Below are 11,159 nucleotides of genomic sequence, written 5' to 3' on the forward strand. Positions count from 1 at the left end.
ATCCTTCTGCAAAAGCCAAATGCCGCCGTCATGCAGCAACCAATGATCCAGTAGTCAGCATGCTCACGTCTGGCATGTGACATTCCGAGTTACAGTGGGTACATTGCTTTATGGCCTATTATAGGACTGGCCAATAACGAATGTTTTAAAAATTTAATATTGCTTCTCTGTCAATATCATGTTAATTTTGTTTCGAAAGAAACAAAATTATAGAATCACATTCAATAATCTATTTAATCTATTATTGAATTTTATTTTCTCGAGAAACAATTACTTGATTATTATTTTATGAGAAAGGATGATTGAGCATGGCTAATCGATTCAGCTCGATATTACCGGAATATCAAGAATTTATACAGCGGCAGCACGTTTTCTTTGTAGGATCAGCACCACTATCCAAGGAGGGGCATGTTAATCTTTCCCCCAAAGGTTATGATTCCTTGCGTATTCTGTCGGATCAAAGGGTAGCCTATCTCGACTTGGCGGGAAGCACCAACGAAACAAGCGCCCACATTGTAGAGAATGGACGGGTAACCATCATGTTTTGTGCATTTGAGGGCGCGCCCAGTGTATTAAAGCTCTACGGAACTGGTGCCGTCGTGCTGCCCGATACCCAGCAATGGAATGAGCTATACCCTCTCTTCGCCCCGCTTCCCGGAGCAAGACAAATCATTGTTGTGGACATTCACATGGTACAGAATTCATGTGGTTTTGCGGTTCCCTTCATGACATACACGAGCGAACGGGAAAAGCTGAAGGAAGTCGCGATTCAGATGGGTGAAGAAGCCCTTAAAAAGTATAACTATGAGAAAAGTTTGGAGAGTATTGACGGATTGCCGACGGCGTTTGCCTTGAACAAAAGCAATATAAATTAGACACCTTACACACTATCCAACTGGTTACAACAAACCTGACAGAAACTCAATAAACCGAGTATATAGTAGTCATTGTCATAACTAAAAGCCAATTTACAGCACAAAAAAAATCGGGAGCATCTGATTGTCATATCAGGTGTTCCCGATTTTTGAGTTCTTCTTCAGGCTTACTTCTACAAATTTTGTTCCAAAAATGACGAGATGGCATCCGCTAATAATTCCGGTGCTTCGAACAGGCTCATGTGACCCACTTTCGGTATAGTAACCTGAGTTACCCCGGTGCGATCCGTTGTAAATGTGCGGGCTGGAGGAACTGCATGATCCTGCTCACCTGCCACTAAAAGGACCGGCAAGGCTGAAGCTGACAGTACATCCCGACGGTCGGAACGCTCACGCATAGCCAGTGAAGCTCCTACAGCCCCTTTCGGCGGCGTTTTATAGCCAATCTCTTTGGCTTTAAGTAACTGTCCGGGCATAGACTCTACATGATCTGGAGCAAACAGCCCAGGTACAAGCCCGTCTACAAAGCTCGTAATCCCCTCTGTTTGAATGGTGGATACAGCCTTGTTCCGCTTTTCTTTGCCTTCCTCCGTATCTGCATAAGCAGTCGAATGAATCAGCCCAAAGACTGTAAGACGCTCCGCATGTCTCTGTACTGCGGAAAGTGTCAAATAGCCCCCTAGGGAGTGACCGAACCAGGCAGCCTGCGGGATGTCCAACTGCTCTTGAAGTTTAAGCACATCATCTGCCATTTGATCAATGGTATAGGCTCCGAGTGGAGCATCGCTGCGCCCGTGTCCACGCAGGTCTGGAACAATACACCGATAGCTTTGGGATAACAATGGAACAACCTCATCCCAATAGGAAGAGCTTCCGCAAAATCCGTGCAGCAGAATGATCGGCTCTCCTTTCCCCTGTTCGGCATAGCAGATCGTCGTTCCTTTGCACAATACCTTTTTCAAGTGAAACCCTTCCTTCTCTGTATATAGTCTATTGGAGCTGAATATATTAGTAAGTAGAACATGCTGATGTATATTATTAAGCAGAACATCAATATCTGAAACGGTATCCATCTGGAAAATCTTGCGTGGCTGCTCTTAGCCCAAACTCACAAGCCGCAGCGTTAGCAATATGTGCAGCCATCGTCATGACGAGGTGGAGCGACGTCATTTGCAAGGTCCAATAGGGCTTGGGGCTACGCTCGTTCACAATAGCTGCGACGCTGTAATGTCCAACAGACGGCAGAGCCAATCCAACGGAGCGGGCCGGAGTCAACGGCTCGCGTGCAATAAGAAACATCCCTGTCGATCCCTGCTGTCCAAGACAAGCGTCTATGGCGATGACATGATGATCCTGGGGAATACGCTCCAGATACGAAACCAGATGATCCGCGTCACACGGCTCCGTCAATGTGCCAATGACGTGTGGAACCCCCTGCTCCTTAAGCATGGTGCCGACCAGCGGCCCCAGCGAGTCACCTGACGAGCGATCCGTACCGATACAAACAAAGGTCAGCTTATCTATAGTATGCTGATCATGAATTTCCCGAAAGAACGGTGCGAGTCCTTCACGATCTGTTTTTTCTACATTACGATCTAAGGGGGAGCGACCGGATGCGGAAGCTCGATTATACAAAGACACCTTTGTCCATCCTCCTTGATTCCGTTGTTTATCGGCATTCTGGCTTTCAGTACATTCTACAACAAAAACATGATACAATACAGGCAACTTCCCCTGTTATGAAAGGATGGAACATTAACAATGGATTTGTCTGTACCGTCTCATGCCAACATTGAGTATATGATTGAAGGTATTAAAACCAAGCTTCGTATGGCGAGTGGAGCTGCTATGCAAGCTTCCGCTTTCTCGCTGGAGCAATATGAGGACATCCATGATGTCTATGATATGGTGATAAGCAAACCTAACCTGAGTATCTCAGAGGTTGAAGCCATCGTCTCTGAGCTGGGCAGATTGCGCAAGCCATCCTGACCACCAGCCCGTACGACAGGTCGCTTAACCAGCTTATGACCTATCATTCGGGACAACACTGCTCATGATCGTGCGCTGTGCTCGTAAATAAGGCTCGTATCTCCGGTCGCATCAACAAATGTGCAGGCGGAATACGAGCCTTATTTTTTTATAGGCTGCATATACATTGACTCAAGGCAAATCAGCCTGCGACTTAGTCAAGTTTTTGCTTTCAAGCTTATATTCGTTAAATTTATAGTACAACATGATCGGTATATGGCAGGGTTCATTTGGCTGATATTTACCGTTCCCGTGCTCTACTGGTGAGCGTGTCTGCAATCTTCTCCCCCTTCTTCCACTCCCCGCCTGTAAGTGAACCCGGATCGCTTTTTGTTTCACCCAAGGCCACAGCGTTTATATACGAAGTAAGCAAAACAAAGCAGCACACGAAGCTTTCGCATCATCCAAAGCAGCATGGTTTTTTATATATTTTTTTATTATATAAGAGGAGTGATATGACATGAATAACATCGACAATCAAAATACGGCAGGCAATACTTCAAGCTTTACAAAGGGTTTATTGATCGGAGGTTTAATTGGTGCTGCGGCAGCCCTGCTATTCGCACCGAAGCCGGGACGTGAGTTGCGCAGCGAACTGTCTGATAAAATGACGATTGTATCCGATAAAACAAAAGACGTCGCCTCTGTAGTCAGCAGCAAAGCAACGGACTTGGCCAAAACGGTTTCTACCAAAACAGCAGATGTGGCTAAAACGGTATCCGGCAGCAAAGACATCATCTTATCCAGCGTAGCCAGAGCTTCTGCCGACGTTGCTGATGAAGCAGCCAAGGCAGATCAAGAGATTATGGATGCAACAGCCCAGGCAGTCAAGGAGTCGGAGAAGGAATTGAATGCAACATCCTAGCGTCAATGAGCATCCTTTTGAGCTGAGGCACGAGATTAAGCGGCTTAACAAACGGCTAGATCAAATCGCAGATACGCTGGAAAGAGCAGAATTTCGTGATATTCTGGAGAACTATTCCAGTACTAAACGAAGAATTATGAGTAACCTGACGGCAGGGATTGCACGGGGACTTGGCCTCACGTTGGGGACAGTGGTCATACTCGCCTTGCTCGCGTGGTTGCTTAGCTTCCTGGTACAGCTAAACCTTCCGGTCGTCGGAGATTTTATTGCCGAATTGCTGGAATATATTAAAATGAGCCAAGGCTAAAACGATTCAATCATAACCCGTAGCAAGTTAGTCTAACGCCAGAAACCAAAACAGCGGTAGCCCAAGGACGAGAAAATAAAATCCTAGACTACCGCTGTTCTATTGAACTAACGTATCCGTTATTTGCACAAGATATCTACGACACAAAACGGCCCGTCTCAAATATCCGGTTCAATACTCCCCTAACCTGCCACTTGAATACCGCAATCAACTCTTGAACCACCTGGAATTTCAAAGCTCTATGCTTGTCTCCAAAAATTCAAGATACTTTGGGTCATCTTCCATAAAAATCTCAATACCCGCACCCATATAAGCACGGGTTAGCTCGTCTGTCGCCTTTTCGAGGTTTTCCTGTTCATAATATAGCTGCCCTAGCCGAAGATGAATATAGGGGCTGCCCAACCCTTTCGGACACTGAACAGCATTAAAAAAGCACTTGAATGCCCTATCGTAATTATTCATTCGAAAATGAACATCCCCGATAGCCACGTATAACCAGGTAGCGGCCTCCCATTCGCGATGGTTTTCCGGCAATAAGCGGAGGGCAGCAACATACTTATGCTTGCCCGCCTCAAGATCGCCTGCCTTCACTAAATCTTCGCCTTGTTTAGATAGAGTGGTGATTTCGGAATGGGTGGAATCTGAAAGTTGCACCGTGATCTCTCCTGTCCGTCATAAAATCTCATTTGTGAATTTAACACAATCCACTTTTCTAGACGCTAATTATGCAAACTAAGTATATTGTAACTGCCAAGCAGCCGCTACAATTTGTTGCGCTTGTTCATTTTAAAAAAGGACACGCTTCCCTATTTGGAATAACGTGTCCTTACGATGTGACGTCAAATATTTGAAACCGTAAACTCTGCTGTGTTCTCATAAAATAGAGGAATTAGACATAATCTGCTTCAGCTTTTCTGTTGCCCGCTTCTGGATACGGGAAACACTCATCTGCGATACGCCCAGCGTCTGCGCAATCGCACGTTGAGATTGTCCATCCTGAAATGCGAGGAGGAGCACCTTCTGTTCCTGCTCTTTCAGTTGGCTTAAAGCCTGCTGCAAATCCATCCGTTTTTCGACCGTATCATAATCGTTGGCCTCCGAGCTAATAAGCTCACCTAACGTTGCCGCACTTTCTTCCTGGGATAAAGGCGAATCTAGCGAAACATAATGGTAGCATTCACGACCAGCAAGCACTTCAATCGTTTCTTCCACAGTCAGATCCAAATATTCCGCAATCTCGCTCACATTCGGCGAACGTTCCAGTTTAACAGTCAGTTCGTCAATGGCATGCTGAACAAGCGCTCCCTTTTCCTTAATGCGGCGGGGAACCTGAATGTACCATGATTTGTCGCGCAAATAATTTTTCATATGTCCGAGCATACTTTTCATTGCATACGGTTCAAAGGGAATACCCAGACTGATATCGTATTGCTGAAGCAGACGGATCAAGGCCATCTGACCGGTCTGATATAAATCCTCGTATAAGTCCGGGCGGTTACGGGAGATCTTCCCGGCAGCCATCTTAACCATCGGTTCATACTTGCGGATCAACACGGTAGCAATCTCGTTATCTTTAGTTTGCTGGTACTCCCAGATTAGACCAACGGCTTCATCCATCGACTCCGGGGGAGTTACCTTTTCATTCATACTTTCTCCTCACTTCTGGTCAGACGCTTGATCAGCACCACTTCGGTGCCTTTTCCTGCCTCATTCAAGATATGGACATCATCCATAAGCGCCTGCATGAGATAAAAGCCTAAGCCGCCCACCTGTGCATCATTCAACTCCTTGTCATGCAAGGATGAGATACGGGACGGGTCCTCCACCCGTTCAAAGCTCTCCCCTTCATCTTTGACACGGATAGACAACGAAGCTTCGTCAAATTCGAATGTCACTTCCACGACTCCCCCCTTGTGACCATATGCATAAAGGACAGAGTTATTACAGGCTTCCGATACAGCCACTTTCATGTCTTCAATCTCCTCATAAGAGAATCCCATTTTCGCGGCAATACCGTATAAATTTAATCTTACAATATCAACAAAGTCAGCAGTGGCAGGCAAATTAAGAACTACTTTTTGAATTTGAGCATTCATTTCTTTTTCTTTCCTTTCCTATTGGGAATTCTCCTGGGGGACAAAGAATTTGGCAATACCGGTCAGATCGAACAGCTTTTGAATTTGAGGCGGAACCTCCTGAACGGCAAACCGGGACTCCATCCCGTGTCTTGCTTTTAAAATGGATAACAAAATACCAATGCCCGTGCTGTCAATGTATTTAAGGTCTCTCAAATTAATAATCAAATCCTGGCCGGATTCCTCTACCAGAGGCTCCATCACCAGGCGAAAGTCAGGTGCCACCGAAAGATCCAATTCTCCACTCAGATAAACGATATTTACACCATCTCTCGTTTCTGTAATTGCATTAAACTTCTCATTTTTATTTGTATTCATAGGCCTACGCTCCCAAAAAAAGATTTCCCTACATACTAACCCATTATACGGGCCCTTGAATCAAGCTATAACCTTTGGCACCTTCCAAATGCCACCTGCTAAGCTTCATTGTAAAATGAAACGTTACACCCTGCTCCCCACTCGTATCCACACGAATATCCCCGCCCATCATATGGACCAGCGTTTTGCATATGGCGAGTCCCAAACCAGTCCCTCCATATTTACGCGTCATGGAAGAATCAAGCTGGGAAAAGGGCTGAAACAGCCTTCCAACTTTAGCCGATTCAATACCAATACCGGTATCCTTCACAAAAAACTCAACGGTAAGCCCCTTGTCGCTACGCTCTTTGACGGACGCGAAGACATATACCCCGCCTTGGTCTGTAAATTTAATGGCATTGGATACCAGATTAATCAGCACCTGACGCAATCTTCCCATATCACCATATAGCACGGAAGGCATCTGTTCATCGAGAAAATAAACCAGCTCCAAATTTTTCCGGTTCACTTCAACCGTAAACAAGCTGAATACTTCCTTGATACAGGAAACCAGCTCGAATGGATATTCCTCTACTTCCATTTTGCCTGACTCCAGCTTGGTAAAATCCAGAATATCATTGATGACCGCTACAAGCGCGTCTGCACTGCGGCGAATGATATAGGCATATTCCTGTTGATCGCTTTGCAGCTCCGTCTCCATCAGCAAATCAATCATGCCAATGACGCCATTCATAGGTGTGCGGATCTCATGGCTCATCATCGCCAAAAACTCCATTTTGGCATTGGCCGCAATCTCCGCTGCCTCCTTGGCGGCAATCAGCTCGCTATTCATCTTCTCCAGCTCCTGAGTCTTCTGGTGAAGCAGCATCGACTGCATCTTCAAGCGCTTGTTCATCAGATACATTTGCACAAAGCCTTCAATTTTGGACTTGAGGATTTGGGGGACGAATGGTTTCACCATATAATCAATACCACCCGCTGAATAGCCTGCAAACAAATGCTCAGCTTCCTTGCTGTTAGCTGAAATGAAGATAATCGGAATATCCTTTGTCTTCTCTCTGGCCTTAATCAGCTTTGCAGTCTCAATTCCATCCATACCCGGCATTTGCACATCAAGGACTACGAGTGCGAATTCATCTTTTAACAGACATCGCAGTGCTTCTTCTCCGGAAGTAGCTTTTACCAGATTATATTGTTCACTCTCCAGCACCGCCTCAAGAGCGAGCAGGTTCTCAGGTCTGTCATCTACCAGCAATATATGAATCGGTTCATGAAGCCCCATGGAAGCTCTCTCCCTCTTTCAATGAAATCCAGATCAGGCACTTGTCATCATCACGGTCCTGAGGCGTCTCTTTACGAAAAAAAGCATCCAGCATTGCTTCTTCATTCCATTGCTCATGCTTGCGCAGACAAGCAGTCAAATACTCGATTTGCTCCTCATATTCGCCCTCTACAGCCTCCAGCAAGCCATCCGTATATAAAGCAATATGTCCCGTCCCTTCATACTGAACCGTGTGCATTTCCGCATCAATTTTGTCAAACAGCCCTACCGGACTACAGGCCCGGTCAAACTTGGTGATGCTGCCGTCCTGACTGAACAGCAAGCCGGGCGGATGTCCAGCATTCACATAGTCAATCCGCCGAGAGCGAGTATCAATCACCATATAAATCGCTGTAAAATAGTACTGTACCAGCTGTTTGCCGAGATCCAGCTGATTAAAACGGCGATTCAGCTCCTGTATGACCTTCTCAGGCTCCACATACGTGGTCACGGTATCCTTAAGCACTGATGCAATGAACATGCAGAACAGCGAAGATGAAATGCCATGCCCCATCATATCCAGCAAGATGACGGCATACCTCCCTTCTCCTAGCGGATACCATGAATATAAATCTCCCGCCAATTCAAAGGAAGGCTGATATAGCGCATTTACTTCCAGCATCGGGTCTTGAATAGCAGGAGTCAGCACCGCCTGCTGTACCATCGCAGCCAGCTTCAGCTCATCCTGAATCCGTTGATCCCGATCCTTATGCCAGTCCTTCTCCTGCTTAAGACGCAAGGCAGATCGAATTCTCGCTATTAGCTCCACCTTGTTAATCGGCTTCGTAACATAATCGACGGCCCCTACATCCAGTGCTTCAGCCAGCTTTTTGGAATCCCCTACAGCAGTTACCATGATGATCGGAATATCTTTTAAATGCTCATACTCCTGCACAATACTGCAAGCTTCAATACCGTCCATTTCAGGCATCATCATATCCAGCAGCACCAGATCAATATCAGAAGGACGGGGTCGAAGATTAGTGCTGCGATCACCAATCCCTAGACGCTCCAACATTTCTGCGGCTGAACTAGCTGAAATTACATCTCTATAGTTTTCCTTTTTTAATATTTCACGAACAATAATGATATTGGTTGGATTATCGTCAACAATTAGAATTCTCATTGGCCTCTCCTTATCTATAACCCATGTATTATACTATACCTCCTAAGCGGCAATACCCTTGGTGATTAGGAATAGCATTCCCCAAGGAGGAGTACCCGCAAGAAGGCATTCCAAAAACATAGATAAGGAATGAGGTTGAACCCCCATTCCTTATCTATATTTTTGGACGACCCGTAAAGCACTCGTGCTGCGCTCAAATAACCAGCACCTTGCCCTGATCCTGCTCTTTTTCATAAAAATCATTATGATGGGTCTGATTGACTTCTCTGACTATTACACGCTATACATTGATTTGAAACTTCCACGTTATGTCATGAGCTAAAAAATCAATTCACCACTCGGTTTCGTCAAAAAACTCAACATATTTGGGCTTATCTGACGTCTCATCGGTGAACACTTTAATCGCTCGCTGCCCACGTACATATACCTCTCCGTCTTCTGCTGTAAATTGTGAACCACCGAGCGCCTGATCCAGCGTTTGCCGTTTCAGCGGCAGCCACTCATCATTGACCTTGATTCGGCCAGCAGCGGGGTCTACATGTACATAAGAAACGACGTCCCCACGCATGCCTACTATAACATCAGGATATTGGTATTCTGTAGAAAGCTGCAGCAGATCCTTCTTTATCCGAAGCGGCTTGCCCAGTTTTTTCAATACATCCGCACGAGTATCTTCCAGAGATACGCCATTTAACGTATGAAAATCAGCCGGTACGGCATGATGATCAGGGAACGTCTGCACAGCCCTCACCATATGCCCCGCTGCTTGCGGGGAAACGGTTTGGTGAACCGTATCCTGTCCGGAAAAGGGAGTGAGCAAACCAGCAATCAGCAATAAAATCTTCATCATAAATCTCACCCTTTCAATAAATTTCCTATAGTTTACGGTTCAACCCCTATGCTACTGGCGCATTTTCTGCCATAGGCTGGCTGCGATATCCACATAGCTTAGCCAGTTTTTAGCCGGCTTCCCCACAGGCTCCTCGTAGGTCGCATTGTAGCTTTTAACCGTCCGTTCGGTTGCAGTTAAAGGTCTGTCCGGTGTCACTGACTTGTTCGCAGTTTCTGCATTGGATGTCTTATCCGCCGTGTTATGCGGCTTTTGAAACCGGGTCATTAACGCGCTAGACGCCTGCTTGGCTGCCAGCGTCACTTCGCTGAGCACCTCGCCCAGGTTTTTAACAGATTCCATCACAGGCTCCACTTGCTTTAATTTATGATCAACATCTGCGGTGATGTCATTCGCATGTCGAACCGTTTGTTTTACTTCATAGCTCAGTTCATCGACTGTTTTTTGTACATCCTGTAAGGTTTGAGTCACCTTATCCAGAGAGCCTTGTACTGCTTTAAGTGTTTTAATAAGAAAAATAACGAGGACTGCAAATGCGATAGCAATAATAAAAATGCTAATCTGTGTTAACATGGCATAACCTCTCTTTCATCCTTCACGATGATGTGTATGATTATTGCATAGTTACCCTTTACGTTCAGACGCGAAACAACGTCGAAGCTTGCTTCTTCTCCGCCCCAGGCGCTATGTTTCACGGAATCTCGCAACTGAGCCTAACAGGCACGAGTATGCCACATTATATACAAAACAAGAAGGATGCAGAACATGCTGAAAAGGATGTTTCCAACCTGATTACAGGGCTGTGGAACATCCTTTTTTGATGCAGCTTTTTTACAGTTTGCGACGCTTTATTGGATCACGCTGCCCCCAAACAGGAAACGGTCCTGCCAAGGTTTGCTGAAATCCGTAACTTTCACACCGCCACCCGCTACAGAAAACGTATGAAGAAGCTTGTTGTCTCCCAAATATACAGCAACGTGTGTGATCGTTTGGGAGGAATTATCCAGAGACGCGTACGTCCCGGAAGATGCATTATAATTTGTGAAAAAGAGCAAATCGCCACGTTTGAGCGTAGTCATGTCGGTATTCGGCTGACTGTTTTGTTTGATCCACTCACCCTGTGAACGCGAATCTGCCGGAAGCTGGATACCTACAGCCTGACGGAAAATTTGGCGGGTAAAGGCCGAGCAATCAAAAGTAGCCGTACTGTTGCGATCAGAACCGTATTCATAAGGTGTCCCGAGATAAGTCATACCTGTGTTAATAACCTGTTCGATTGCAGCCGCTGCATCACCGGAAGGCAAGCTAACCGCTGGCGCAGGAGATGCTGCCGC

At 45.9% G+C, this 11,159-nt stretch carries 14 protein-coding genes and 1 pseudogene; 4 read left to right on the forward strand and 11 right to left on the reverse strand.

The annotated features are described in order from the left end of the window. Positions 1-308 precede the first annotated feature (308 nt). Positions 309-875, forward strand: coding sequence for a pyridoxamine 5'-phosphate oxidase family protein (locus tag WG8_RS20320; RefSeq protein ID WP_007432109.1), 567 nt, complete (start codon positions 309-311; stop codon positions 873-875). Between the two features lie 173 nt (positions 876-1,048). Here WG8_RS20320 and WG8_RS20325 read toward each other — a convergent pair whose 3' ends face one another. Continuing rightward, positions 1,049-1,837, reverse strand: coding sequence for an alpha/beta fold hydrolase (locus tag WG8_RS20325; RefSeq protein WP_007432110.1), 789 nt, complete (start codon positions 1,835-1,837; stop codon positions 1,049-1,051). Between the two features lie 88 nt (positions 1,838-1,925). Next, positions 1,926-2,516 (reverse strand): spore protease YyaC, encoded by a 591-nt coding sequence (yyaC, locus tag WG8_RS20330; RefSeq protein WP_007432111.1) that lies wholly within the window; start codon positions 2,514-2,516, stop codon positions 1,926-1,928. A gap of 120 nt (positions 2,517-2,636) precedes the next feature. On the opposite strand from yyaC, the gene WG8_RS20335 reads away from it, so the two are divergent. The 3 genes from WG8_RS20335 to WG8_RS20345 all read left to right on the forward strand — a co-directional run bounded on the left by WG8_RS20335 (position 2,637) and on the right by WG8_RS20345 (position 4,075). Continuing rightward, positions 2,637-2,864 (forward strand): DUF1128 domain-containing protein, encoded by a 228-nt coding sequence (locus tag WG8_RS20335; RefSeq protein ID WP_007432112.1) that lies wholly within the window; start codon positions 2,637-2,639, stop codon positions 2,862-2,864. Positions 2,865-3,363: 499 nt separating this feature from the next. After that, complete coding sequence (locus WG8_RS20340) at positions 3,364-3,768, forward strand: YtxH domain-containing protein (RefSeq protein WP_007432113.1); 405 nt, start codon at positions 3,364-3,366, stop codon at positions 3,766-3,768. After that, positions 3,755-4,075 carry a DUF5665 domain-containing protein gene (locus WG8_RS20345; protein WP_007432114.1) on the forward strand — a complete coding sequence of 107 codons (321 nt, stop codon included), beginning with the start codon at positions 3,755-3,757 and terminating at the stop codon, positions 4,073-4,075. Before WG8_RS20340 ends, WG8_RS20345 begins: the two co-directional genes overlap by 14 nt. A 231-nt stretch (positions 4,076-4,306) precedes the next feature. Here the strand turns inward: WG8_RS20345 and WG8_RS20350 are convergent, their stop codons facing one another. The 9 genes and pseudogenes from WG8_RS20350 to WG8_RS28850 all read right to left on the reverse strand — a co-directional run. Further along, complete coding sequence (locus tag WG8_RS20350; RefSeq protein WP_007432116.1) at positions 4,307-4,729, reverse strand: tetratricopeptide repeat protein; 423 nt, start codon at positions 4,727-4,729, stop codon at positions 4,307-4,309. A 219-nt stretch (positions 4,730-4,948) separates the two neighbouring features. Then, a complete protein-coding gene (locus tag WG8_RS20355; protein ID WP_007432117.1) occupies positions 4,949-5,722 on the reverse strand; it encodes a sigma-70 family RNA polymerase sigma factor in 774 nt (257 codons plus the stop codon). Beyond that, entirely contained in the window at positions 5,719-6,171 is a 453-nt protein-coding gene (gene rsbW / locus WG8_RS20360; RefSeq protein WP_007432118.1) for an anti-sigma B factor RsbW, read from the reverse strand. Before rsbW ends, WG8_RS20355 begins: the two co-directional genes overlap by 4 nt. A gap of 18 nt (positions 6,172-6,189) precedes the next feature. Next, positions 6,190-6,528 (reverse strand): STAS domain-containing protein, encoded by a 339-nt coding sequence (locus tag WG8_RS20365; RefSeq protein WP_007432119.1) that lies wholly within the window; start codon positions 6,526-6,528, stop codon positions 6,190-6,192. Positions 6,529-6,628: 100 nt separating this feature from the next. Further along, positions 6,629-7,810: pseudogene (locus WG8_RS20370) on the reverse strand (ATP-binding protein); the annotation flags it as partial. Further along, positions 7,797-8,975: a PP2C family protein-serine/threonine phosphatase gene (locus WG8_RS20375; RefSeq protein ID WP_007432121.1), complete on the reverse strand. Its 1,179-nt coding sequence runs from the start codon at positions 8,973-8,975 to the stop codon at positions 7,797-7,799. The pseudogene WG8_RS20370 and the gene WG8_RS20375, both read right to left, overlap by 14 nt. Before the next feature lie 331 nt (positions 8,976-9,306). Further along, positions 9,307-9,825, reverse strand: coding sequence for a hypothetical protein (locus WG8_RS20380; protein WP_043891291.1), 519 nt, complete (start codon positions 9,823-9,825; stop codon positions 9,307-9,309). A gap of 51 nt (positions 9,826-9,876) precedes the next feature. Continuing rightward, positions 9,877-10,398 (reverse strand): DUF948 domain-containing protein, encoded by a 522-nt coding sequence (locus WG8_RS20385; protein WP_007432123.1) that lies wholly within the window; start codon positions 10,396-10,398, stop codon positions 9,877-9,879. Between the two features lie 275 nt (positions 10,399-10,673). Then, positions 10,674-11,159, reverse strand: a 486-nt coding sequence (locus WG8_RS28850; RefSeq protein WP_007432124.1) for a C40 family peptidase, incomplete at its 5' end; no start/stop codon positions are given.

Source organism: Paenibacillus sp. Aloe-11, assembly GCF_000245715.1.
GTDB lineage: Bacteria > Bacillota > Bacilli > Paenibacillales > Paenibacillaceae > Paenibacillus > Paenibacillus kribbensis.

Bases quoted from the DNA above. Each gene is read 5' to 3' on its own strand.
- WG8_RS20320 (WP_007432109.1), top strand. From the start codon at position 309: ATGGCTAATCGATTCAGCTCGATATTACCGGAATATCAAGAATTTATA.
- WG8_RS20345 (WP_007432114.1), top strand. From the start codon at position 3,755: ATGCAACATCCTAGCGTCAATGAGCATCCTTTTGAGCTGAGGCACGAG.
- rsbW (WP_007432118.1), bottom strand. From the start codon at position 6,171: ATGAATGCTCAAATTCAAAAAGTAGTTCTTAATTTGCCTGCCACTGCT.
- WG8_RS20335 (WP_007432112.1), top strand. From the start codon at position 2,637: ATGGATTTGTCTGTACCGTCTCATGCCAACATTGAGTATATGATTGAA.
- WG8_RS20355 (WP_007432117.1), bottom strand. From the start codon at position 5,722: ATGAATGAAAAGGTAACTCCCCCGGAGTCGATGGATGAAGCCGTTGGT.
- WG8_RS20340 (WP_007432113.1), top strand. From the start codon at position 3,364: ATGAATAACATCGACAATCAAAATACGGCAGGCAATACTTCAAGCTTT.
- WG8_RS20365 (WP_007432119.1), bottom strand. From the start codon at position 6,528: ATGAATACAAATAAAAATGAGAAGTTTAATGCAATTACAGAAACGAGA.
- WG8_RS20385 (WP_007432123.1), bottom strand. From the start codon at position 10,398: ATGTTAACACAGATTAGCATTTTTATTATTGCTATCGCATTTGCAGTC.
- WG8_RS20380 (WP_043891291.1), bottom strand. From the start codon at position 9,825: ATGATGAAGATTTTATTGCTGATTGCTGGTTTGCTCACTCCCTTTTCC.
- WG8_RS20375 (WP_007432121.1), bottom strand. From the start codon at position 8,975: ATGAGAATTCTAATTGTTGACGATAATCCAACCAATATCATTATTGTT.